Source organism: Halomonas sp. LES1, assembly GCF_031846005.1.
GTDB lineage: Bacteria > Pseudomonadota > Gammaproteobacteria > Pseudomonadales > Halomonadaceae > Halomonas.
On sequence record NZ_JAVRGC010000002.1, the window covers coordinates 57014 to 79520 of the forward strand.

The 22507-nt window shown below is 61.7% G+C and carries 24 protein-coding genes; 17 read left to right on the forward strand and 7 right to left on the reverse strand.

The genetic code is table 11. The annotated features are described in order from the left end of the window. Positions 1–62: 62 nt before the first annotated feature. A complete protein-coding gene (locus RM463_RS04480) occupies positions 63–821 on the forward strand; it encodes a VIT1/CCC1 transporter family protein (RefSeq protein WP_311429158.1) in 759 nt (252 codons plus the stop codon). A gap of 94 nt (positions 822–915) precedes the next feature. Here the strand turns inward: RM463_RS04480 and RM463_RS04485 are convergent, their stop codons facing one another. Next, on the reverse strand, positions 916–2352 hold the full coding sequence (locus RM463_RS04485; RefSeq protein WP_311429159.1) for a sodium:alanine symporter family protein: 1437 nt from the start codon (positions 2350–2352) through the stop codon (positions 916–918). Between the two features lie 641 nt (positions 2353–2993). Here RM463_RS04485 and RM463_RS04490 point away from each other — a divergent pair. Beyond that, positions 2994–3959 (forward strand): NAD/NADP octopine/nopaline dehydrogenase family protein, encoded by a 966-nt coding sequence (locus RM463_RS04490; RefSeq protein WP_311429160.1) that lies wholly within the window; start codon positions 2994–2996, stop codon positions 3957–3959. An 81-nt stretch (positions 3960–4040) separates the two neighbouring features. On the opposite strand, the gene cadR is transcribed toward RM463_RS04490, so the two are convergent. Continuing rightward, a complete protein-coding gene (gene cadR / locus RM463_RS04495; RefSeq protein ID WP_004364961.1) occupies positions 4041–4448 on the reverse strand; it encodes a Cd(II)/Pb(II)-responsive transcriptional regulator in 408 nt (135 codons plus the stop codon). A gap of 95 nt (positions 4449–4543) precedes the next feature. Between cadR and RM463_RS04500 the strand changes: the two genes are divergently transcribed. From RM463_RS04500 to RM463_RS04525, 6 genes are all read left to right on the forward strand, one after another. After that, positions 4544–5440: a cation transporter gene (locus RM463_RS04500; RefSeq protein ID WP_004574643.1), complete on the forward strand. Its 897-nt coding sequence runs from the start codon at positions 4544–4546 to the stop codon at positions 5438–5440. A 3-nt stretch (positions 5441–5443) separates the two neighbouring features. Beyond that, positions 5444–5956: a signal peptidase II gene (gene lspA / locus RM463_RS04505; protein WP_004863699.1), complete on the forward strand. Its 513-nt coding sequence runs from the start codon at positions 5444–5446 to the stop codon at positions 5954–5956. A gap of 21 nt (positions 5957–5977) precedes the next feature. Further along, positions 5978–7267 carry an ISL3-like element ISPpu12 family transposase gene (locus RM463_RS04510; RefSeq protein WP_004574636.1) on the forward strand — a complete coding sequence of 430 codons (1290 nt, stop codon included), beginning with the start codon at positions 5978–5980 and terminating at the stop codon, positions 7265–7267. Between the two features lie 21 nt (positions 7268–7288). After that, a complete protein-coding gene (locus RM463_RS04515) occupies positions 7289–7486 on the forward strand; it encodes a hypothetical protein (protein WP_311429161.1) in 198 nt (65 codons plus the stop codon). 71 nt (positions 7487–7557) lie between these two features. Next, positions 7558–8967 (forward strand): YfcC family protein, encoded by a 1410-nt coding sequence (locus RM463_RS04520; protein ID WP_311429162.1) that lies wholly within the window; start codon positions 7558–7560, stop codon positions 8965–8967. Positions 8968–9318: 351 nt separating this feature from the next. Continuing rightward, positions 9319–10233, forward strand: coding sequence for a LysR substrate-binding domain-containing protein (locus tag RM463_RS04525; protein WP_311429163.1), 915 nt, complete (start codon positions 9319–9321; stop codon positions 10231–10233). A 93-nt stretch (positions 10234–10326) separates the two neighbouring features. On the opposite strand, the gene RM463_RS04530 is transcribed toward RM463_RS04525, so the two are convergent. Beyond that, on the reverse strand, positions 10327–11238 hold the full coding sequence (locus RM463_RS04530; RefSeq protein WP_311429164.1) for a complex I NDUFA9 subunit family protein: 912 nt from the start codon (positions 11236–11238) through the stop codon (positions 10327–10329). Positions 11239–11369: 131 nt separating this feature from the next. Between RM463_RS04530 and RM463_RS04535 the strand changes: the two genes are divergently transcribed. The 8 genes from RM463_RS04535 (at position 11370) to RM463_RS04570 (ending at position 18772) form a co-directional block, all read left to right on the forward strand. Beyond that, complete coding sequence (locus tag RM463_RS04535) at positions 11370–11711, forward strand: zinc ribbon domain-containing protein YjdM (protein WP_311429165.1); 342 nt, start codon at positions 11370–11372, stop codon at positions 11709–11711. Positions 11712–11910: 199 nt separating this feature from the next. Then, on the forward strand, positions 11911–12375 hold the full coding sequence (locus tag RM463_RS04540) for an SUF system Fe-S cluster assembly regulator (protein ID WP_311429166.1): 465 nt from the start codon (positions 11911–11913) through the stop codon (positions 12373–12375). 70 nt (positions 12376–12445) lie between these two features. Next, complete coding sequence (gene sufB / locus RM463_RS04545; protein WP_311429167.1) at positions 12446–13888, forward strand: Fe-S cluster assembly protein SufB; 1443 nt, start codon at positions 12446–12448, stop codon at positions 13886–13888. 44 nt (positions 13889–13932) lie between these two features. Beyond that, positions 13933–14685, forward strand: coding sequence for a Fe-S cluster assembly ATPase SufC (gene sufC, locus RM463_RS04550; protein WP_311429168.1), 753 nt, complete (start codon positions 13933–13935; stop codon positions 14683–14685). Then, a complete protein-coding gene (gene sufD / locus RM463_RS04555; RefSeq protein WP_195687202.1) occupies positions 14682–16031 on the forward strand; it encodes a Fe-S cluster assembly protein SufD in 1350 nt (449 codons plus the stop codon). Before sufC ends, sufD begins: the two co-directional genes overlap by 4 nt. A gap of 46 nt (positions 16032–16077) precedes the next feature. Then, positions 16078–17334, forward strand: coding sequence for a cysteine desulfurase (locus tag RM463_RS04560; protein ID WP_195687203.1), 1257 nt, complete (start codon positions 16078–16080; stop codon positions 17332–17334). Positions 17335–17402: 68 nt separating this feature from the next. Continuing rightward, on the forward strand, positions 17403–17975 hold the full coding sequence (gene sufT, locus RM463_RS04565; RefSeq protein WP_161422451.1) for a putative Fe-S cluster assembly protein SufT: 573 nt from the start codon (positions 17403–17405) through the stop codon (positions 17973–17975). Positions 17976–18043: 68 nt separating this feature from the next. Further along, positions 18044–18772, forward strand: coding sequence for an ElyC/SanA/YdcF family protein (locus RM463_RS04570; RefSeq protein ID WP_311429169.1), 729 nt, complete (start codon positions 18044–18046; stop codon positions 18770–18772). 9 nt (positions 18773–18781) lie between these two features. Here the strand turns inward: RM463_RS04570 and RM463_RS04575 are convergent, their stop codons facing one another. The 4 genes from RM463_RS04575 to RM463_RS04590 form a co-directional block, all read right to left on the reverse strand. Continuing rightward, positions 18782–19231, reverse strand: a complete 450-nt coding sequence (locus tag RM463_RS04575) for a hypothetical protein (protein ID WP_195687206.1) — start codon at positions 19229–19231, stop codon at positions 18782–18784. A gap of 122 nt (positions 19232–19353) precedes the next feature. Next, on the reverse strand, positions 19354–20262 hold the full coding sequence (rimK, locus tag RM463_RS04580; protein WP_311429170.1) for a 30S ribosomal protein S6--L-glutamate ligase: 909 nt from the start codon (positions 20260–20262) through the stop codon (positions 19354–19356). Between the two features lie 31 nt (positions 20263–20293). Further along, complete coding sequence (locus tag RM463_RS04585) at positions 20294–20731, reverse strand: RimK/LysX family protein (protein WP_311429585.1); 438 nt, start codon at positions 20729–20731, stop codon at positions 20294–20296. Positions 20732–20754: 23 nt separating this feature from the next. Further along, complete coding sequence (locus RM463_RS04590) at positions 20755–21774, reverse strand: DUF3549 family protein (protein WP_311429171.1); 1020 nt, start codon at positions 21772–21774, stop codon at positions 20755–20757. Positions 21775–22075: 301 nt separating this feature from the next. On the opposite strand from RM463_RS04590, the gene RM463_RS04595 reads away from it, so the two are divergent. Then, entirely contained in the window at positions 22076–22408 is a 333-nt protein-coding gene (locus RM463_RS04595) for a YqcC family protein (RefSeq protein WP_195687209.1), read from the forward strand. Positions 22409–22507: the final 99 nt, after the last annotated feature.

Genomic DNA, 22507 nt, shown 5'->3' on the forward strand with positions numbered 1-22507 from the left:
AGGGAAGTCACTGGCCCTCTCAGGCGGGGGGCGATGCCATCAACCGCTGGGAAGGAGTCCGCATGCAAGGGCACAAGCGTAGCGATCTGGAGGCGGAGCACCATCCGGAGGCCATTCGCCGCCGGCTGCAGGGGGGCAATGCCGGGCAGAGCCTGCCCGACGCCATCCTGGGTGGCATCGACGGCTGTGTGACGACCTTCGCCGTGGTGTCCGGTGCCTTCGGGGCCGGCTTCTCGGCCACCGTGGCCCTGGTGCTGGGGTTTGCCAACCTGCTGGCCGATGGCTTCAGCATGGCGATCAGCAACTATGAGGCGATCAAGGCCCAGCGTGAGCATGTCGACGGAGTGCGCCGCGATGAGCACCATCATATCGATGTGATTCCCGAGGGGGAGCGCGAGGAGATCCGTCAGATATTCATCGCCAAGGGATTCGCCGGCGAGACCCTCGAGCGGGTGGTCGAGACCATCTGTAGCGACCGCGAGCTGTGGGTGGAGACCATGTTGCGCGAGGAGCATGGCCTGCAGACCGAGGGTTTGAGCCCCCTGCGCTCGGGGCTGGTCACCTTCGCTGCCTTTCTGGTGGTGGGGGCGGTGCCGCTTCTGCCCTATGCCGTGCCCGGCCTGACGGCCAATGGGCAGTTTCTCTCCAGCCTCGCGCTCGCCGGGCTGATGTTCTTTCTGATCGGCATGGGCAAGAGCCTCGTCTATCACCAGCCGGTGCTGATCTCCGGCGTGCGTACCCTGCTGATGGGCGGCGCGGCGGCGGGACTGGCCTTCCTGACCGGCCACCTCGCCCAGGCGCTGTTCGGGGTTGGCCTCTGACCGGTGGGAGAAAACGACAACGCCACGTCCGGGCGTGGCGTTGTCGGGTAGTCAAGCGTTCGCGTGTCCTGCCAGCCCAGTAGCCAGCCCAGTATCAGCGCCGGGGCCAGGCCTTGGGGTCGACCTTGTCGGCCAGCCTGGGGAAACGGCCGGGGTCGAAGGTGGGCTCCTCGCCTGCCTTGAGCTGGCGCTCGTAATCCCTGAACAGCGCAAATGCCACCGGCGAGAGCAGCAGGATGGCGACCAGGTTGATCAGCGCCATCATCCCCATGGAGAGGTCGGCGAAGCTCCAGATGGTCCCCAGGCTTGCCAGGGAGCCGATCATCACCATGCTCAGTACCGCCAGGCGATAGACCAGAATGGCCAGCGGCGCGTGGCGGCGCCCGGCCAGGTACTCCACATTGGACTCGCCGTAGGAGTAGTTGGCGATCACCGAGGTGAAGGCGAACAGCAGGATGGCGATGGCGATGAACTGTCCGCCCCATTCGCCCACATGCTGGGAGAGCGCCATCTGGGTGAGCTGGATGCCGTTGGCCTCGTCGCCGGTCAGCAGCTCGGGTCCCGCCATGATGATGATCGCCGCGGTGGCGGTACAGATCACCAGGGTGTCGAGGAAGACGCCGAGCATCTGGATGAAGCCCTGGGCGGCGGGGTGATTAGGGTGAGTGGTGGCGGTGGCCGCGGCGTTGGGGGCCGAGCCCATGCCCGCCTCGTTGGAGAACAGGCCGCGCTTGATGCCGTTCATGATCGCCTGCGCTACCGCATACCCCACTGCGCCACCGGCGGCCTGCTCGAGGCCGAAGGCGCTTCTGATGATGGTGCCCAGTGCGGCGGGCAGGTCATCGATATTGAGCAGCACCACGCTTAGCGCCAGCAGCAGGTAAAGCAGCGCCATCAGCGGCACCACCAGCTCGGCGACCCGGGCGATGGATTTGAGCCCGCCGAAGATGATCGGCGCGACGACCGCCACCAGTATCAGGCCCATGACCCAGGTGGGCACGGCGTAGGCCTCCTGCATCGCCTGAGCGATGGAGTTGGCCTGCACGCTGTTGAAGGCCAGGCCGAAGGCGATGACCAGGCAGATCGAGAAGGCAATGGCCAGCCAGCGCAGGCCGAGCCCCCGTTCGATATAGCGAGCGGGGCCGCCGCGGAAGGTCTGGTCACCGTGGTCGACCTTGTAGGCCTGGGCCAGGGTGGACTCCACGAAGCTGGTGGCCATGCCGACCAGTGCCGTGATCCACATCCAGAAGATCGCCCCGGGCCCGCCGAAGTAGATGGCTACGGCCACCCCGGCCAGGTTGCCGGTGCCCACCCGAGCCGCGAGGCTGGTGGAGAGCGCCTGGAACGAGGAGATGCCGCCATTGGCCTGGCGTGAGTGGCGCAGCAGCTTGAACATATGGCCGAAGTAGCGGAACTGGATGCCGCGGGTCATGACGGTGAAGTAGAGGCCGGCACCGATCAGCAGGTAGATCAGTACGCTGCCCCACAGCAGGCCATTGCCGCCATCTACCAGCCGGTTGAAGAATTCCATGAAGGTCGCCTGTATTGCGATGGGTTCGGGCGTGCATTCTTCATTTTTCATCCCTGATGGCAACTTTTTCTGCTGGTGTATCTTCATGTGGTCGTTTCATTGCCAGCAGGGGGAGGGGTAAGAGGTTGCCTCTCGATGCTTATCAAGGGGAGGTGGGCGGGTTGCACGATGCCGGGCGCAAGGCATAAGGCAAGCGGTGCTACCCCTGGCTCGCCAGGCAGCGCGGCAGGCTGTCATGCAGCGTGTGCGCGGCATGATGCCGAGGTCGGCGAAGCTTCCCGCGTCAGGGGCGGTGAGGGGAGCGGGGAGAGCAGGGTGGCGGCGAGGCGCCAGGCGAATAAGGGCGGCGGCAGCAGTCACGGATGGCGCTGGGCGTCAGGACTAAGAAGATAGTTTCGGTAACCCCTTCAGCGAGGTAGACACCACTTGTCGGCGGCACTTTCAGACGCAAATGGTTTCCACAACGATCATCGAAAGCTTTTTGAGCTATATTTACAATTAAAACAATGACATAGGGTGGGGTTTTCTAGCCCATAACTTTTATTCATGCATACCCCGTATTTCCGACTTGGACGGCTGCTTTGAATTGAGACAGCCTTGCGCAACTCACGCAAGCAATAATCCCAACGGGGTGAATATCCATGAAGAGCACTAACAAAGTCACTGTACTGGGCGCCGGCAATGCCGGCTTGACTGCCGCCTACCATTTTTCGTTACTGGGCTCCGACGTTTGTCTGTTCGGCTCCGAGGGCTTCGACGAGCAAATCGACTTTATCCGCCAGGCAGGTGGGATCCAAGCCGTCGAGCAGGTGAACGGTGTCGAGATGTCCTTTACGGGCTTTCAAACGCTGGAATTCACCAAGGATATTCAAGAGGCAGTGGCGTTCTCTTCCGTGCTGATCATGCCGGTACCTTCCTTCGCCCAGGAAGCGCTTTTTCGCGATATGCTGCCCTATCTCACCAGTGAGCATCTCATTCTGCTGATGCCGGGTAACTATGGCTCCCTGGTGCTCAACCGTATCAAGAACGAGGAAGGTTATCAGGATCTGGATGTCACTTTTGTCGATGCCATTTCCATTCCCTGGGCAACGCGTATCGCTGGTGAAGCCCAGGTAGGTATTCTAGGTATCAAGGAAATGCTACCGCTGGCAGCCCTTCCCGCCAGCCGTACCCAGCAGGCCATCGAGCGTTTGCAACCTCATTTTCCGATCCCCCTGACGCCGCTGGAAAATGTGATCGCCGCCGGACTTGAAAACATCAACTTCGGAGGTCACCCGCTGCTGACCACCTTGAACATGGGGTTGCTGGAAAACTTCAACGGCAATTTCAACTTCTACAAGGATTGCTGCTCCCCTGCCGTCGCTAGAGTAGCGGAAGATCTTGATCTGGAGCGCCTGGCGGTGGGTCAGACACTCGGACTTGAGCTGAGCTCTGAGCTCGATGCGATGAATACGCTATATGACATGAATGCTGAAAGTGTTTATGAAATCAATCGAACTTCGGAAACTCACGGAAAGTTGAACTCCGCACCCGACGGCCCGCAGGCGCGCTATATTGCCGAAGACGTACCCTTTCTTTTCGTTCCCTGCTTTGAGTTTTCCGGGTAAGCGGATTAAATGGTTGATCTTACCTTTGCATGAGAGTGAGACAGACCGGCATCTCATCGGATTATCTGGTTGATGCTTCACCTACTGCTGGTGCATGTTTCCTTCGCTAATTCCAGCAAGAACCCCACACGCCTCAACTTCCCGGTCATCGTTGCAACTCGCTCTCAGTGAAACGAGTTGTTTCTCAAGCGCTTGCAGAGCGGTTATCTGCGACCGCACATGAGAGATGTGATCATCGAGCAAGGCGTTGACGGCGGTACAAGGCTGATGAGGGTCGTCCTGATAGCTCTGTAGTTCGTGAATCTCAGCCAGTGACAGGCCCAGGATTCTGCAGCGACGGATGAAGGCCAGCCCCTCACCATGCTTCTCGGTATAGACACGGTAACCGTTGTCCTGCCGATCAGGCGGCGGCAACAAGCCCTGCTGTTCATAGAAGCGGATCGTCTGTGTTTCGACCCCTACCAACTGCGCCAACTGACCAATGCGCATCAGCCTCCTCCCCAACGGATTCTTTACTCTATTGACCTTATAGTAGCTTTATAGTTTTAAATGGTACCACAACATTGTTCAAGTGGAGTCGTATCATGAGCAAATCCTGTGGTGGCGCCTGTGGCGGTGATGCAACGTCCGCAGCGGATACCGATATACAGGCCTCCTCCGAGGCGCCAGGGAGATGGGTCAGTGTTTATGCCGTGCCGAAGATGGACTGTCCATCAGAAGAACGAATGATTCGCCTAGCCCTGAACGGCTTTGAGGAGATTCGGGCGCTGTCCTTCGACTTGTCGAACCGCCGGCTGAAGGTCGTGCATGACGGCGAGGTCGAGCCCGTCACCTCGAAACTGAAGACCTTGGGGCTAGGCGCCTCGCTTCAGGAAACCGTCGCTGCAAATCCGGAGACCATCAAGGCCGCCGAGTTTTCGGCAGCTTCTGCTAAGCAAGAATCCGGGACCCTGCGCTGGTTGCTCGGCATCAATGCACTTCTGTTCGTGGTGGAAATGACTGCCGGTCTGATCGCCCAGTCCACCGGCCTGATTGGAGAATCCCTGGACAATTTTGCCGATGCGGCGGTGTACGGGCTTGCCCTTTATGCGGTTGGACATAGCGTGAAAATGCAGGTACGTGCCGCGCATCTTGCTGGTGTACTGCAACTGATCTTGGCTGTGGGCGTGCTCGTAGAGGTGGTGAGACGCTTTGTATTCGGTAGTGAGCCTGAATCGCTGGTGATGATGGCTATCGCATTCGTCGCATTGATTGCCAATACCAGTTGTCTGCTGCTCATATCCAAACATCGGGAAGGCGGGGCGCACATGAAGGCAAGCTGGATATTCTCGGCCAACGACGTGGTGATCAACCTGGGGGTCATCACCGCCGGCGCCCTGGTCGCGTGGACCGGTTCCAATTATCCGGATCTGATTATCGGCACCATCGCGGGGGGCATTGTACTTAACGGTGCCAGACGCATTTTGGCGTTGAAGGGTTAAATAATGCTCATTATTGGCAAAAAGCTCTCGCCGTATGCCCTATTGTCCATATCGGGCCTGCTGGCAGCGTCTGATCAGGCTGTAAAGTGGCTGGTGCAGCAATCAATGGCCTATGGCGAGTATGTTTCGGTGACCCCGTTCTTTAACTGGGTGCACCTATGGAACACCGGTGCCGCATTCAGTCTTTTTGCGAATGGTGGAGGCTGGCAGCGCTACTTTTTTATCGGAATCGCGGTAGTGGTCTCGATTTTTCTGATCAAGCTGATCCTTGAAAATCGTCATAAAGGAGAAGCCATCGCTTACAGTCTTATCCTCGGTGGCGCCATGGGCAACCTGATTGACCGGGTCTTTCGCGGCTATGTTGTGGATTCCTTTGATTTCTATTGGCGAGACTGGCATTGGCCGGCCTTCAACCTGGCTGATATTGCAATTGTCCTCGGTGCCTTACTTTTCGTTTCCAGCAGCTTGTTGGGTAAAAAAGCAAACACCAATGCCGAGCCGGATGGATCTGACTGACACCTACGCCTATACAACACCATGACCGAACTTCCCGACAACATCCTTCACCTGCCGCAATACCAAGTACTGGGCTGCAAATCAACCGACGACGAAATGCACTTCCAGGTGGACGTGCCCGATCCCATCGCCTGCGAGGAATGCGGCGTGCAGGGTGAGTTCGTACGGTTCGGCAAGCGTGACGTTCCCTATCGTGATCTGCCCATCCACGGCAAGCGGGTCACTCTCTGGGTGGTCCGCCGCCGATACACCTGCCGGGCCTGCAAGACAACATTCAGGCCCCAGCTACCGGAGATGGTGGACGGATTCCGTATGACACTGCGGCTGCATGAGTACGTGGAGAAGGAATCCTTCAACCACCCCTACACCTTTGTGGCGGCACAGACCGGCCTGGACGAGAAGACGGTGCGCGACATCTTCAACGCCCGCGCCGAGTTCCTGGGGCGCTGGCACCGCTTCGAGACGCCCCGCATCCTGGGCATTGACGAGCTATACCTGAACAAGCGCTACCGCTGCATTCTGACCAACATTGAGGAGCGAACCCTGCTCGACCTGCTGGCCACCCGCCGCCAGGACGTGGTGACCAACTACCTGATGAAGCTGAAAGACCGGCAGAAGGTCGAGATCGTCAGCATGGACATGTGGAACCCCTACCGGGCAGCGGTCAAGGCTGTGCTGCCCCAGGCCCGTATCGTGGTCGATAAGTTCCATGTGGTGCGCATGGCCAACGATGCCCTAGAGAGAGTGCGCAAGGGCCTCAGAAAGGAGCTGAAACCGTCCCAGAGCCGGACTCTCAAGGGAGACCGGAAAATCCTGCTGAAACGCGCTCACGAAGTCTCAGACCGGGAGCGCCTCATCATGGAGACCTGGACAGGCGCGTTCCCGCAACTGCTGGCCGCCTACGAGCACAAGGAGCGCTTCTACGGCATCTGGGACGCCACCACACGGCTCCAGGCAGAAGCCGCCCTGGACGAGTGGATAGCCACCATCCCGAAGGGCCAAAAGGAAGTCTGGAGCGATCTGGTCAGGGCAGTGGGAAACTGGCGCGAAGAGACCATGACCTACTTCGAGACGGACATGCCCGTCACCAACGCTTACACGGAGTCCATCAACCGACTGGCCAAGGACAAGAACCGTGAAGGGCGCGGTTACTCCTTCGAGGTGATGCGGGCACGAATGCTCTACACCACGAAGCACAAGAAGAAGGCACCGACTGCGAAGGTCTCTCCTTTCTACAAGAAAACCATCGGTTACGGACTGCCGGACTTCGCAGAGGAACTCAACTACGGAGTCGATCTATCAACCATCTGAGGGTGGTATCAGATTGATGGGGTGAAGGTGCCCCATCAACCATTAAATCCGTATACCCAGTTTTCCCAGCTGGCGGGAGTGAATACACCCATCATTCAGGCTGTCCTCACGATTACCAATGCCTTCAACCGCACCGACTATATGGAGAGCGGACGCACTCTGGAAAAAATGGGATTGGCGGAAATGACCATCGACCAGATACGCCAGGCAGTTTCCTGAACTCCGGAAAAGTAAATGCAACAAGGCAGCCATTTTTATGAATAATAATTCTATATATTGCGGAGATGATCATGAAAAGGCTTAGGCTACCATCTGTTTATACGATTTTGTTCTCGCTTATTGTGATTGTCGCCATACTTACCTGGTTCATTCCTGCAGGTAAGTACGATATGGTCGAGAATGATGTGCTGGGCAGGATGGTGCCGGTCGCCGGTTCCTATCATTCCGTGGAAGCCAATTCACAAGGGATATCGGAAATACTGCTGGCGCCTATCAACGAGTTTTACAATCACTCGGACTATACCGCCACAGCAGTCGACGTAGCGCTTTTCGTGCTGATCATCGGAGGGTTTCTTGCGGTAGTCACCAGGACCGGAGCCATCGATAATGCCATCGGGAGAACCACGGAGCGACTCAAGGGACGAGAAATATGGATGATTCCCATCCTGATGGGCATCTTTGCCACCGGTGGTACCGTCTACGGTATGGCAGAGGAGACCATCGCCTTCTACCCACTCATCATTCCGGTGATGATTGCGGCGGGCTATGATGCCCTGACCGGAGTCGCGGTAGTGATGATAGGCGCAGGAATCGGTTGCCTGGGGTCTACCATCAACCCCTTTGCGACGGTAATCGCCTCCAATGCCGCGGGCATCAGCTTCATTCAAGGTATGCTGCTGCGAGTCGTGATTCTGGTGGCAGGCTGGCTGATCTGCGTTTTCTACGTGATGCGGTACGCCCGGTTGGTAAAGCGTCAGCCCGAGCGCTCACTGGTGCGGGATCTCAAGGAGGAGAACGAGGCGCACTTTCTGCACGGCCATAATACCCAGGGCGACGTGGTGTTCACACGTACCCAGAAGCTCGTGCTGGCTGTCTTCGCTGCAACTTTCGCCGTCATGATCTGGGGTGTCACCTTGGCCGGCTGGTGGATGGCGGAGATTTCGGCACTCTTTCTGGGAGCAACGATAGTGATAGGCCTGGTGGCCCGTATGGGAGAAGAGGAGCTAACCACCAGCTTCATCGACGGCGCGCGTGACCTGCTTGGGGTAGCCTTGGTCATCGCACTAGCCCGCGGCATCGTGATGATCATGGATGCCGGTAATATCACCCACACCCTTATCTATTGGGCAGAGTCCATGGTTCAGGACTTGTCGCCAGTGGCGTTCATCAATGCGGTCTACTGGATCGAGGCAGCGTTGTCATTGCTGGTACCCTCGTCCTCGGGACTGGCCGTGATGACCATGCCGATCATGGCACCGTTAGGGGACTTCGTTGGGGTGGGCAGAGACCTGGTGGTTACCGCCTTCCAGTCTGCCTCGGGTCTGCCTAACCTGATCAACCCTACCTCCGCTATTGTCATGGGTGGATTGGCAATGGGGCGTGTTTCCTATGGCCGATGGTTCAAGTTTACCGCGCCGCTGCTGGCAATGCTCATCATCATGATCATGGTGCTGTTGAGCCTTGGGGTGTTGCTAAGCTAAGAGTCAATTCGTCTAACAGAAGACGGTCGAAACAACAACGGGAGCCAAGCGGCTCCCGTTGCTTGTTTCGCCTTTCGTCAATCCAGTATTCAGGTTGATGCATGGCTGCCATGCATGGTAGTCATGAGAGTCGGCTCTCTCCCTCATAAGGGCTTTCTCTCGCATAAGGGCTTTCTCCCGCATAAGGGCTTTCTCCCGCCAGCTCTCGCTGCATGACCTTTGTGGTATGGTCGACGCCGTAGCGCAAGCAGGCACGCTGTACCAAATAAGACAGCGTCCGGTCGGCGAGAATAAGCAACGACAATGCTCATGTGCCCTGTTATCAGTAGCGTCGAGTCAAGAGGGGGGGTAATGAAATTTCAGCAATTGAATGCCTTCAAAGCCGTCTATGAGTTGGGGAGTGTGACTGCAGCAGGGGAAAGGCTACACCTGACCCAGCCGGCGGTAAGCAAGCTGATCACGGCCCTGGAACGTCGTGTGGATTTCAAGCTTTTTGAACGCATCAAGGGGCGTCTTGTGCCTACGGATCAGGGCAAGGCGTTTTACCTGGAAGTGGTCAAGGCATTTACAGCCATGGACTCCTTGGCGGAAAGTGCCAGAGATATCCGCACCCACCACTGGGGCAGTCTTCACGTGGACACCTTCCCCCTGCTGGCCCACAATTACTTGCCGCGTCTGTTGGGGAAATTTCTTAAGCAGGCTCCCGAGCTCAATGGAACGTTGAAGGCTTATCGCTCTGAAGAGGTATTGCGTCGCACAGAGATTCAGTCCTGTGATGTAGGCTTCGCTGCCGTCGACAATCCGAATTGTCCGGGAGTTCATAGTACGGAAGTGCGTTGCAGCTGCGTGGCTATTTTGCCGCCGGGTAGTCCGTTAGCAGAAAAGGCTGTCTTGACACCAGAAGACTTCGTGTCACAGCCTTTTATTCGCAGCGAAATGGATGTCACGCAGCGCCGTGTCAATCAGGTGTTTTCCGATGCCAGAGTTGTTCGTCGTGACGTGCTGGAAGTATCTTTTGCCAGCTCCACCGCGGCCTTGGTGGCAGAAGGAATCGGTGCGGCGATTATTGATCCATTTACCGCTCACCATGCAAAAGAAACGAACCCTGACATAATGATAAAGTCCTTCGTTCCGAACATTCCTTTCCATTTTCACATCTTGTTTCCTGCCTTGCGCCCGGTGCCGCCATCGGTAGAGCATTTTGTCGAGTCGTTTTTTGCCATGGCTAGGGAAGATGGTATTTCGCTTCAGCGCCTGGAGAGTTGAATGTGCGTGGCACACAGGGAAGCAAGAGAGCCGCTCATGCTCGGCTCTTCGTCGTTTGAGGGCAAAGGCGGTGATCACCAAGGTTAGGCGGTGCTACCCCTGTCTCGCCAGGCAGCGCGGCAGGCTGTCAGTAAGTGTACGCGGCATGATGCCTAGGTCGGCGAAGCTGCCCGCGTCCGGGTCGGCGAGGTTGTCGCGCTGCATCAGCAGGACCTGGTCCCGCGTCAGGGGCGGTGAGGGGAGCGGGGAGAGCAGGGCGGCGGCGAGGCGCCAGGCGGAGAAGGGCAGCGGCAGCAGTCGCGGATGGCGCTCGAGTTGAGCCGCCACACGCTCGACCAGCTCCCGGTAGGTCAATACCTCGGGCCCACCGAGCTCGAAGAGTCGGCGTTCGACGGGGCGTGTCGCGGTGAGGCGTGCCGCGGCACGGGCCACATCATCCATATGCACCGGCTGCAGGCGGGTCGTCCCGTGACCGAACAGCGGCACCAGCGGCAGGCGTACCAGCCGGGCGAGGTTGGCCAGCAGGGCATCATCGGGGCCGAACAGTACGCCGAGACGCAGCAGGGTCGCCTTGGGCATGGCCTCGAGCACGGCCTGTTCGCCGGCGGCCCGGGCACGCACATAGGCGGAGGGGGAGCGGGCATCGGCACCGATCCCCGAGACATGCACCAGCCGCGAGATGCCGGCCTCCCGCGCCATCCCTGCCAGGCGGCCGGCGGCTTGCTCATGGATCGCGGTAAAGGTCAGCCCCGCCCGGCGCTGCTCCACGTAGAGACTGACGGCATTGATCGCGGCGGTGCTGCCCTCCAGAGCCGCCGCCACCTGAGCCTCGTCGCGAATGTCGCAGGTCATGGCCTCGATCCGGTCTCCGGGCTCGCGCCATGCGGGCAGTTTCGGGTGGCGCGAGGCGATGCGCACCGGGCGGCCCGCCTCCACCAGCTCGCGCACGATGGCGCGGCCGAGGAAACCGGTGCCACCGAAAACCGTGGTTGGACCCTCCTGCATGCTGCTTCCTTCTACATATTGGATGGGTCAATCCTGCCAGGCCGGGCCCTGGCCGTCATGTGCCCGCTGGAGACCCGCAGCGCCGCGGTGTAGGCTTGGCAGCCTTCATCCCACCTCGTCTGGAGCCTGTCATGAGCGAACTTCCCGCCTGTCCTGCCTGTAACTCTCCCTATACCTACGAGGACGGCATCCAGTATGTCTGTCCCGAGTGCGGCCATGAGTGGTCCGCTCAAGCGGGTGACGAGGCCGTCGACACTGGCCTCGAGGTGCGTGATGCCAACGGTAACCTGCTGGCCGATGGCGACAGCGTCACGGTGATCAAGGACCTCAAGATCAAGGGCTCCTCCCAGGTGGTAAAGGTGGGCACCAAGGTCAAGAGCATTCGGCTGGTGGGGGGTGATCATGATATCGACTGCAAGGTCGAGGGTGTCGGCCCCATGAAGCTGAAGTCCCAGTTCGTGAAAAAGGCCTGACCCCGACGAACCGCTGATAGTTTTCGCAAATGATAACGATTGCGTTTATTGATGCTATCGGCGTCGATCATGCCGCTATCCTGCCGGCTGGATAAGGGAATTCGCGGGGCGGGCTTCACATCGAAATCATATGGGACTAAAATGGTCCGCTATTGAGGCACGGCATATCGCTGGGCCGTTCGTCCACAGGAGGCTCGCCATGCTCAAGCTCTCGCGGCTGACCGACTACGCCGCTGTGGTGATGGCCCAGATTGCTCGTCACCCCGAGCATCCCCAGGCCGCGGCCGATCTCGCCGAGGCCGTCCAGCTACCGCATCCCACCGTCAGCAAGACGCTGAAGATGCTGGTCAAGGCGGGGTTGCTCGAATTTCGCCGCGGTGCCCTGGGGGGATATTCGCTGGCACGGCCTGCCTCCGAGATCACCACTATCGATATCATCACCGCCATCGAAGGGCCGGTGGCGATGACGGAGTGCAGTCATGACGACGGCGACTGTGAACTGGCCGCCACCTGTGGCGTCGCCGATAACTGGCAGCGCGTATCGTTGGGTGTGCGCACCCTGCTCGGCAGCGTGACCCTGGCACATCTGGCCAGCCCCACGCCGATCAAGTTGCCGGTACAGCTGCCCATCCAGAGCGTGAGCCTGGCCGCCGATACGGCCTGAGCACCCAAGTTTCATCAGATTCAATCGGCGAGCCCGTCTCGCCGGCCCAATGTCCGGGAGGGGAGAGATCATGGCAACTGAAGAAATGGAACAGCTTGTCCGTCGCGAATACAAAGAGGGGTTCGTGACCGACATCGAGAGCGAGACGCTACCGCCGGGCCTTGACGAGGACGTCATCGCCTTTATCTCGAACAAGAAGGGCGAGCCGGAGTGGATGCTCGAGTGGCGTCTCAAGGCGTATCGTGCCTGGTTGAAAATGACGCCGCCCTCCTGGGCTCACCTCGATTTTCCGCCTATCGACTACCAGGCCATCTCCTACTTCAGTGCGCCCAAGCGCCCCGAGGATCGTCCCCAGAGCCTCGATGAGGTGGATCCCAAGCTGCTCGAGACCTACGAGAAGCTGGGGATTCCGCTGCATGAGCGCGCCGCCCTGGCCGGCGTGGCGGTAGATGCCGTCTTCGACTCGGTCTCCGTGACCACCACCTTCAAGGAGAAGCTTGCCGAAGCCGGGGTGATCTTCTGCTCCATCTCCGAGGCGGTGCAGGAGTATCCGGAGCTGGTCAAGCAGTATCTCGGCACCGTGGTGCCCCAGACCGACAACTACTTCACGGCGCTCAACTCGGCGGTGTTTACCGACGGCTCCTTCGTGTTCGTGCCCAAGGGCGTGACCTGCCCCATGGAGCTCTCCACCTACTTCCGCATCAATGCCGAGAATACCGGGCAGTTCGAGCGCACCCTGATCATCTGTGAGGAGGGCGCCCAGGTCTCTTACCTGGAGGGCTGCACCGCGCCGATGCGCGACGAGAACCAGCTGCATGCGGCGGTGGTCGAGCTGGTGGCGCTGGACGATGCCTATATCAAGTACTCCACCGTGCAGAACTGGTATCCCGGCGACGAGGATGGCAAGGGCGGTATCTACAACTTCGTCACCAAGCGCGGTGACTGCCGTGGCGACCGCTCGCGCATCAGCTGGACCCAGGTCGAGACCGGTTCCGCCATCACCTGGAAGTATCCCTCCTGCGTGCTGCGCGGCAAGGACAGCATCGGCGAGTTCTACTCAGTGGCAGTGACCGGTGGCCGCCAGCAGGCCGACACCGGCACCAAGATGATCCATATCGGCGAGGGGTCTCGCTCCAGCATCATCTCCAAGGGGATCTCGTCCGGGCGCAGCAACCAGGCCTATCGCGGCCTGGTGAAGATCGGTCCCCGTGCCAAGGGCGCGCGTAACTTTACCGAGTGTGACTCGCTGCTGATCGGTGATCAGTGTGGCGCCCACACCTACCCCTATCAGGAGATCGGCAACAGCACCGCGACCGTGGAGCATGAGGCCACCACCTCCAAGATCGGCGATGACCAGCTCTTCTACTGCCAGAGCCGCGGCATCTCCGAGGAGGACGCCGTGAGCATGATCGTCAACGGCTTCTGCAAGGACGTCTTCCAGGAGCTGCCCATGGAGTTTGCCGTCGAGGCCGAAGCGCTGCTCAGGGTCACCCTCGAAGGCTCCGTCGGCTGATCACACTGTTGCCAATCGCTTATTTGAATCAAAAGGTATTCACGATGCTCGAAGTCAAGGATCTACACGTTTCCGTCGAGGGTAATGAAATCCTCAAGGGTCTGTCGCTGACCATCAATGCCGGCGAGGTGCACGCCATCATGGGGCCCAACGGCTCCGGGAAGTCGACCCTCTCGGCGGTCATCGCCGGCAGGGAAGAGTATGAGGTGACCAGCGGCAGCATCACCTATGACGGCCAGGACGTGCTGGAGATGTCCGTCGAGGAGCGTGCCTGTGCGGGCCTGCTGCTGGGCTTCCAGTACCCGGTCGAGATCCCGGGGGTCAAGAACATCTATCTGCTCAAGGCCGCGTTCAATGCCAAGCGCGAGGCTCAGGGGCTCGGCGAGATTCCGGCTCCCGAGTTCATGAAGCTGATCAAGGAGAAGGCGGCGCTCATGCAGATGGACGCCAGCTTCCTGCAGCGCTCCGTCAACGAAGGCTTCTCCGGCGGCGAGAAGAAGCGCAACGAGATCCTGCAGATGCTGGTGCTGGAGCCGCGCCTGGCGATGCTTGACGAGATCGACTCGGGCCTCGACATCGATGCCATGAAGGTCGTCTCCGATGGCGTCAACTCGCTGCGCTCCGAGGAGCGGGCCATCCTGCTGGTGACCCACTATCAGCGCCTGCTCGACTATATCGTGCCCGACCGGGTTCACGTGCTCGTCGACGGCCGCATCGCCATGAGCGGCGACGCGGACCTGGCTCGCGAGCTCGAATCACGTGGCTATGACTGGGTGCTGGAGGAGTCCGTCGCATGAGTGAAGATACACAGCGTTTTCTCGACCGTCTGGCCGAGGCTCGTGCCGACCGCGCTGGCGAGCCGACCTGGATTGCCGCGCGTCGGCAGGCCGGCGCGGCCCGCTTCGAGGCGATGGGCTTTCCCACTCGCCGCGACGAGGCGTGGAAGTATACCGATGTTCGCGCCATCGCCCGGGGTGACTTCGCCCTGGCCGCCGATGCCGACTTCTCCCCGGCCAGCGCGGCGACGCTGACCCTGCCCATCGATGCCTATCGGTTGACCTTCGTCGACGGCATCTTCTCGGCGTCGCTGTCGCAGCTCGATGGTCTGCCGGAGGGCGTCTCCCTGCAGCCCCTGTCGGTGGCACTGGCCGAGAATCACGAGGCGGTAGGCGGACCGCTGGGGCGCCTCACCGGGGTCGAGTTCTCGCCCTTTTCGGCGCTGAACACCGCCTTTATGGAGGAGGGCGCCGTGCTGCGCCTGGCGCCGGGCACCGTGGTCGAGAAGCCGATCATCCTGCAGTTCCTCTCCCGTAACGGCGAGGCACCGGTGATGAGCCATCCCCGCGTTCTGGTGCAGGCCGGCGGGCGCAGTGAGGCGACCCTGGTCGAGCATCATGTGGGCGAGGAGGGCGCCGCCAACTTCACCAACCTGGTGGCGGAAGTGATCCTCGAGCGTAACGCCATGCTCACCCACTACAAGCTTCAGGAGGCGCCGCTCGCCGATCTGCATGTGGCGTCGATTCATGTCGAGCAGGCCCGTGACAGCCGCTATACCTCGTTCAACCTGAACCTGGGGGGCGCCCTGGTGCGCACCGACCTGATCAGCGAGCTGAATGGCGAGAACGCGACCAGCGACTTCTACGGCCTGTTCTATGGCGAGGGTCGCCAGCATGTCGACAGCCACACCCTGGCCAACCACAATGCGCCGCGCACCTTCTCCAACGAGAACTACAAGGGCATCCTCGACGATCGCTCGCATGGCGTGTTCAACGGCAAGGTGGTGGTCAAGCCCGACAGTCAGAAGATCGAAGGCTTCCAGAGCAACGCCAACCTGCTGCTCTCCGATCGCGCCGAGATCGATGCCAAGCCCGAGCTCGAGATCTACGCCGATGACGTCAAGTGCACCCACGGCTGCACCACGGGACAGCTCGACGAGGAGGCGATCTATGCCCTGCGCGCTCGCGGAATCGATCGCCAGACCGCTCGAGGGCTCCTGACCCTGGCCTTCGCGGGTGAGGTGCTCGAGGCGGTGGGCCTGGATGCCATCGCCGAGCGTGTGGAGCTCGCCGTCGCCGGCAAGCTGCCCGAGCGCTTCAACCTGGCCGGGCTGGTGGAAACCGCCGTGGCCCTGGGTGATGAGTAAGGGTCATGAGTGAGAGCGACCGCGATATCCTGAGGAGGAGCCTGCCATGACCGATCTGGCTACCCGCGCCCCCGCGACGTCGACCCTCGACGTCGCGGCGATCCGCGCCGACTTTCCGATTCTCACGCGCCAGGTGCATGGCAGGCCGCTGGTCTATCTCGACAATGCGGCGACCAGCCAGACCCCGCGGCAGGTGATCGACGCGTTCACCGCCTACTACGGTGGCTACAACGCCAACATTCACCGTGGGCTGCACACCCTGGCGGATGAGGCCACCGCTGCCTTCGAGGGTACCCGGGAGACGGTGCGCGGCTTCCTGAATGCCGCCGATAGCCGCGAGATCATCTTCACCCGTGGTACCACCGAGGCGATCAACCTGGTGGCCAACAGCTGGGGGCGTGTCAACCTCCAGGCCGGTGACGAGGTGCTTATCTCGCGCCTCGAACACCACTCCAATATCGTGCCCTGGCAGCTGCTGGCCGCCGATATCGGCTTTACCATCAAGGTGATCCCGGTAGACGCCCATGGCACGCTGGATCTCGAGGCCTATCGCGAGCTGTTCAGCGAGCGCACCCGGCTGGTCGCGGTCAACCATGTCTCCAACGCCTTCGGAACCGTCAACCCGGTCAAGGAAGTGGCGGCCATCGCCCATGCCCATGGCGCGCGGATCCTGGTCGATGGTGCCCAGGCCACGCCCCATCAGGCGGTAGACGTGCGCGATCTCGATGCCGACTTCTACGCCTTCTCCGGTCACAAGGTCTACGGCCCCACCGGGGTCGGCGTGCTCTATGGCAAGGCCGAGCTGCTCGAGGCGATGCCGCCCTGGCAGGGAGGGGGAGAGATGATCGCCACCGTCTCTTTCGAGGCCGAGACCACCTTCGCCGAGATCCCCCACAAGTTCGAGGCCGGCACGCCGGCCATTGCCGAGGTGATCGCCCTTGGCGAGGCACTGAAGTGGGTGAGTGGCGTCGGGGTCGCGGCGATCGGCGCCTGGGAGGGGCGGCTGCTGGCCCATGCCACCGAGCGGGTCCTGCGCATCGACGGCCTGCGTATCCTGGGGACCTCGCCGAAGAAGGCCGGAGTGCTCTCCTTCGTGGTCGATGGTGCCCACGCCCAGGATATCGGCCTGCTGATCGACCAGCTCGGGGTGGCGATTCGCACCGGCCACCACTGTGCTCAACCGCTGCTCGCCCACTTCGGTGTCGATGCGACCTGCCGGGCGTCGTTTGCCGCCTACAACACCCTGGACGAGATCGACATCTTTGCCGATGCCCTGGAGCGCGTGATCGGCATGGTCAGGTAAGCCATGGTCAGGCAAGCAATGATCGGACAAGTAATGGTCGGGCAAGGAACCGCTAGAAAAGGAACGCCATGAGCGACATCGAGCAGATTGCGAGCCTTCACAAGGGGCAGGAGCTGCCCCTGCAGCGTGATGTGGAGGTGATCGCCATTCCCTTCGGCAACAGCGTGACGCTTGCCGAGGACAGCGTGGTCAGCGTGATGCAGGCCAAGGGCAGCACGCTCAGCGTGGGCTATGAGGGGCGCCTCTACCTGATCGAGGGCGCCAATCTCGATGCCGTGGGTCTCGAGGCCATGCCGCGCCCGACCCTGCATGAGGATGCCACGGATGAGGAGCTCGAGCAGTTTGTGTGGGACCAGCTGCGCACCTGCTTCGACCCCGAGATTCCGGTCAATATCGTCGATCTGGGCCTGGTCTATGGCTGTCGAATCGAGCGCTTGATCAGCGGCGAGCGTATCGTCACCATTCGCATGACGCTGACCGCCCCCGGCTGCGGCATGGGGGATGTGATCGCCGCCGATGCACGCAACAAGATCCTTGGCGCCCCTCAGGTCAGCAAGGTGCATACGGAGATCGTCTTCGATCCGCCCTGGAGCCGTGAGATGATGAGCGACGAGGCCAAGCTCGAGCTCGGCATGTTCTAGCGGCTCGCGCCGTTGACCTCGCGGTGTTCGACCCGCGAGGGAGGGCGTCCAGGGAACAGGAGGTGCCGATGAAGCGGGTGGCATGGCGGATCCTTCGGGCCGTCCTGATGGCGCTGGGCACCTTGGTGTTGATGGCGGGACTCCTGCTGCTGGTGGCCAACCTGTGGGTGCTGGGGCAGACCCGCGAACGCATCGGCTATCACCTCCCACAGTGCCATGCCGAGCGGGTCGGTATCGTCTTCGGTACCTCCCACTGGACCCGCAGCGGAACCCGCAACCCCTATTTCGAGGCGCGCATGAGCGCCTCGGCCCGCCTGCTGCGCCTGGGGCGCATCGACCATCTGCTGCTCTCCGGTGACAATCGCACCCTCTCCTACAACGAACCCATCACCATGTGGCGTGATCTGCGTGGCCGTGAGGTACCCGAAACGGCCATGACGCTGGACTATGCCGGCTTCAGCACCTTCGATACCCTGGCTCGGGCGCGTGAGGTGTTCGGTGTGGAGCGTGCGCTGTTGATCACCCAGGCGTGGCATCTGCCGCGGGCACTGTTTATCGCCGAGGCGCTGGGGATCGAGGCCCAGGGCTGCGCGGTGAAGGGGCGGAATATAAAGGGGCGGTGGCGGCTGGCGGCACGGGAGTGGGTAGCGCGACTGGCTACCCTGGGAGACCTCTATCTGTGGGAGCGTGAGCCCTACTTCCTGGGACCCCGCGAGCCGCTGGTCATCACCCCGCGGGGGGGCGAGGCTGGCCAGGAGGGCTGGGCGGCCGATACACCGTCGGGTGAGAAGCGCTGAGAAGGGGCCTCAGCGCCGCTTGTCCCGCGTCTTCTGCAGAGCATAGAGCTCGCGGATCAGCGCCCGACAACCCTTCCAGCACTCCTCCGCCTTCGACTCCAGCTCGTCGGGCAGGGGGTGGGTCATCAGGTTGGAGAGCGACTGCATCAGCACTCGCTCCTGCTCCAGCAGCTCGCCGATCACCACCTGGCGTTCGTTGCCGACGAAGCTCTTCAATCGGCTCCACAGCCACATGTAGTCATCGCGCTCGACATCGGCGTCCCGCGGCAGCATGTTGAGATGCTCCCGGGCGAGTGATTGCAGCTCGCGCATGGACCGGCTGCGTGCCTCGTAGTGCGGCTTGAGTGCGTCGCGCAGCGACGGCCTCAGGCGCTCCAGATTGTCCTGAAAGTAGTCGATGCTGTCAGCCAGCGCTTCCAGCACGCTGTCCATCGCCACCTGGCGATTGTCGAGAAACATGAGCGGTCACCCCCTTTGGTGACGCAGATTGTGGCGGGGAAAACACTGTTTTGCTAGCCCCGGAATGGAATAAGTGCGGAAATCACGATGCCCATTGAGCCTGGCTTGTGCGCAACTGGCAATTACCCCTTGGGCTTAGGCGGTGCCTTGCGTGCCGGGGCGGCATTCTTCTCCAGGTGTTCGATGATCAGACCGGCGATATCCTTGCCGGTGGCACTCTCGATGCCCTGCAGGCCGGGAGAGGAGTTGACCTCCATGATCACCGGGCCGTGGTTGCTGCGCAGCAGGTCGACGCCGGCCACCCGCAGCCCCATGGCCTTGGCGGCACGGATCGCCGTGGAGCGCTCCTCCGGTGTGATCCGGATCACGCTGGCGGTGCCGCCGCGGTGCAGGTTGGAGCGGAACTCACCTTCGGCGGCCTGACGCTTCATGGCCGCCACCACCTTGTCGCCGATCACCAGGCAGCGAATATCGGCCCCCCTGGCCTCCTTGATGTACTCCTGAACCATGATGTTGGCCTTCATGCCCATGAAGGCCTGGATCACGCTCTCCGCCGCCTGGTTGGTCTCGGCCAGCACCACGCCGATCCCCTGGGTACCCTCGAGCAGCTTGATGACCAGCGGGGCATTCTTGACCATGGTGATCAGGTCGGGAATGTCATCGGGGGAGTGGGCGAAGCCGGTGATCGGCAGGCCAAGCCCCTTGCGCGAGAGCAGCTGCAGCGAGCGCAGCTTGTCACGCGAGCGCGTGATCGCGACGCTGTCGTTGAGCACATAGGTGCCCATCATCTCGAACTGGCGCAGTACCGCACAGCCGTAGAAGGTCACCGAGGCGCCGATCCGCGGGATCACGGCATCGAAGGTTTCCAGCTCCCCGCCCTTGTAGTGGATCGATGGCTGGTGAGCCGCGATGCTCATGTAGCAGCGCAGGGTGTCGACCACTCGCATGGTGTGGCCGCGTTGCTCGGCGGCCTCCACCAGGCGTCGCGTGGAGTAGAGGTTGCGGTTGCGTGACAGCAGTGCGAAATGCATCGAGTCGCTCCGGAGGGGTGGAAAAGCGAATTCAGGGGTCGCCGTGCAGGAAGGAGGCGCCGGGAGCCACCAGCAGACGACGCAGGGCGCGTCGGCCCAGCAGCATGGGGTGACGCATTTCGCGTCGGTCGGTCAGGGTGAACTCCACCGGGTACTCGAGGGTGCCGAGCCGCATGGGCGTGCGGACCACATAGCGCCACTCCTGCTGGCCGTTGGAGCTGCGTACCTTGCGGCGGTCGTGGAGCGGCATGCGGAAGACGTGGGGTGGGGAGTCAGGGCCACTGCCGGGGATGGTGAAGCTGACCCACGGCTCTCCCTCCTCGTCGAAGGTCGTGATGTCCTCCGCGTGCAGCGCCGAGGTACGCGCCCCGGTATCCGCCTTGGCGCACAACACCAGCTGCATTTCGGTCAGCTCGACCATCTCCCGGCGGCCGATGATCGCCTTGGGGGTATAGGGCAGTTCCTTCATCATTGTCATGGATCGTCTTCGCCTCAGCGCGTCAGGGCCGCGAGCCGCTTGCCGATGGGCGAGTCGGCAGGCGCCTCGCGCAAGGTCATCAGCACGGGCAATCGCAGCCTGGGGATCAGGGCCAGGTCGCGGGCCACTCTCATGAAGTCCGCCTGCTCGCAGCTTGCCAGGCGCTCGAGGTAGCACGGCAGTCGCTGACCATCCTCGAGAAGCGGCCAGCCGCGCGCGGCGATGGCCGCCAGCAGGTCGGGGCCACAGGCGTGGGCATCGGCCAGCAGGCTGTCGAACCAGTCACCGGCGGCCTCGCTGGTCGACGCCGCCCGTATGCAGGCACACAGGGTCTCGACATCGCCGGCCTCGGCGGCTGCTTCGCCCCGGGCGCGCAGCGCCTGGGCCAGCCGGTCATCGATGGCGACATGCTCGAGACAGTAGCACAGCGAGGTGAGCATCTCGGTGGGCAGGTCGGGCAGCCGCCGGGCCAGCTGGCGACGCTCCTCGTCACCCATGCGTACCGCGAAGTCGGCCAGCCCCTGGAGGCCGAGTGCCTGCCAGTCGCGCGTCTGCTGACCACTCAGATAGGCCTCTACCGGCTCCAGGTGCGAGCTGGCTGCTCGTCCCAGGTCATGGCTGGCGAGGGCGTGAAGCATGGCCTGGAAGGGGAGGGACGGTGTGAAGGCCAGCGGGTTGTCCTTCATCAGGTTATCCACCGCCTGGCCATCCTCGCGCCCGACCTTGGCCACGTTCCGGCCCAGGGTCTCGAGGAGTCGCTGCACGAAGACATCACGGGATGCCGGGTCGAGCCGGCCCTGTTCATCCAGGGGCAGAGCCAGGAACCAGATCAGCGGGTCGGGCATGTCGCCGAGGCGAAAGACCAGACCCAGCCGAGCCTGGCCCTGCCAGGGGACCGGCCAGGGCGCCGAGCCGGTCTCCAGGGCTTCCAGGGTCGCCATCTCGCAGGGCTCCACGCGCCGGCTCAGGTGGTAGAGCCGTACCTCGGCCCCGCTGCGCACGAAGAAGTCGTGAAGGGTGTGGATGGGTTGCATGGCATCTCCGCTTGTCTGAGCGTGCACTCTACCGTGGCATCATCAGACTGTCAGCAGGTTCGGCGAGGATGTGCCGGGGGTGATCAAATGTTGATCGCCCTTCGCTGTCTCCCATGGCATCGGGGTTAGCGAACTCTTTCCAGCGGTTATCCACAGGGCCGTTCACGGAAACTGTGAATGAGCCATGAACGGGGGATAACCAACCGGTCCTGGGGACGACGCCGTGATCCTTGAGATGACGGGTGGCCAGGGGTCGCCGGGGGCGAGATAATGACGCCACACTCGACTGGGAGCTTCCCCGATGACGGTTCACGACGAACTCGACAAGTCCCTGCGCCGGCTCGAGGCCACCATGAAGGCCGCCAACCTGTGGCAGATGGAGACACCCGAGCCCTCGGCATTCGATAGCCAGGAGCCCTTCTGCGTCGATACCATGGCGCTTCCCCAGTGGTTGCGCTTCGTGTTTATCGCCCGCCTGGACGCCCTGGTGGAGCGTCGCGCTCCACTGCCGGCGCGTTGCGATGTGGCCCCGGCCCTGGCGGCCTATTTTGCCCAGCAGGGCGGGCGTGCCAGCGACCGCCTGCTGCTGTGGCAGGTGGTGGAGGAGATCGACCGCCTGATCACCGAAAACTGAGTCGGTAACGAGCTGACTGGCCGCCAGGCGCTGCTACAACAGGACGACAGCACGCCAGGCACAACAGGGCCCGCCAATGGCGGGCCCTGTTGTGTCTGG

Coding starts and splice junctions, on each gene's coding strand:
- RM463_RS04480 (WP_311429158.1), top strand. CDS start 63: ATGCAAGGGCACAAGCGTAGCGATCTGGAGGCGGAGCACCATCCGGAG.
- RM463_RS04485 (WP_311429159.1), bottom strand. CDS start 2,352: ATGGAATTCTTCAACCGGCTGGTAGATGGCGGCAATGGCCTGCTGTGG.
- RM463_RS04490 (WP_311429160.1), top strand. CDS start 2,994: ATGAAGAGCACTAACAAAGTCACTGTACTGGGCGCCGGCAATGCCGGC.
- cadR (WP_004364961.1), bottom strand. CDS start 4,448: ATGCGCATTGGTCAGTTGGCGCAGTTGGTAGGGGTCGAAACACAGACG.
- RM463_RS04500 (WP_004574643.1), top strand. CDS start 4,544: ATGAGCAAATCCTGTGGTGGCGCCTGTGGCGGTGATGCAACGTCCGCA.
- lspA (WP_004863699.1), top strand. CDS start 5,444: ATGCTCATTATTGGCAAAAAGCTCTCGCCGTATGCCCTATTGTCCATA.
- RM463_RS04510 (WP_004574636.1), top strand. CDS start 5,978: ATGACCGAACTTCCCGACAACATCCTTCACCTGCCGCAATACCAAGTA.
- RM463_RS04520 (WP_311429162.1), top strand. CDS start 7,558: ATGAAAAGGCTTAGGCTACCATCTGTTTATACGATTTTGTTCTCGCTT.
- RM463_RS04525 (WP_311429163.1), top strand. CDS start 9,319: ATGAAATTTCAGCAATTGAATGCCTTCAAAGCCGTCTATGAGTTGGGG.
- RM463_RS04530 (WP_311429164.1), bottom strand. CDS start 11,238: ATGCAGGAGGGTCCAACCACGGTTTTCGGTGGCACCGGTTTCCTCGGC.
- RM463_RS04535 (WP_311429165.1), top strand. CDS start 11,370: ATGAGCGAACTTCCCGCCTGTCCTGCCTGTAACTCTCCCTATACCTAC.
- RM463_RS04540 (WP_311429166.1), top strand. CDS start 11,911: ATGCTCAAGCTCTCGCGGCTGACCGACTACGCCGCTGTGGTGATGGCC.
- sufB (WP_311429167.1), top strand. CDS start 12,446: ATGGCAACTGAAGAAATGGAACAGCTTGTCCGTCGCGAATACAAAGAG.
- sufC (WP_311429168.1), top strand. CDS start 13,933: ATGCTCGAAGTCAAGGATCTACACGTTTCCGTCGAGGGTAATGAAATC.
- sufD (WP_195687202.1), top strand. CDS start 14,682: ATGAGTGAAGATACACAGCGTTTTCTCGACCGTCTGGCCGAGGCTCGT.
- RM463_RS04560 (WP_195687203.1), top strand. CDS start 16,078: ATGACCGATCTGGCTACCCGCGCCCCCGCGACGTCGACCCTCGACGTC.
- sufT (WP_161422451.1), top strand. CDS start 17,403: ATGAGCGACATCGAGCAGATTGCGAGCCTTCACAAGGGGCAGGAGCTG.
- RM463_RS04570 (WP_311429169.1), top strand. CDS start 18,044: ATGAAGCGGGTGGCATGGCGGATCCTTCGGGCCGTCCTGATGGCGCTG.
- RM463_RS04575 (WP_195687206.1), bottom strand. CDS start 19,231: ATGTTTCTCGACAATCGCCAGGTGGCGATGGACAGCGTGCTGGAAGCG.
- rimK (WP_311429170.1), bottom strand. CDS start 20,262: ATGCATTTCGCACTGCTGTCACGCAACCGCAACCTCTACTCCACGCGA.
- RM463_RS04585 (WP_311429585.1), bottom strand. CDS start 20,731: ATGAAGGAACTGCCCTATACCCCCAAGGCGATCATCGGCCGCCGGGAG.
- RM463_RS04590 (WP_311429171.1), bottom strand. CDS start 21,774: ATGCAACCCATCCACACCCTTCACGACTTCTTCGTGCGCAGCGGGGCC.
- RM463_RS04595 (WP_195687209.1), top strand. CDS start 22,076: ATGACGGTTCACGACGAACTCGACAAGTCCCTGCGCCGGCTCGAGGCC.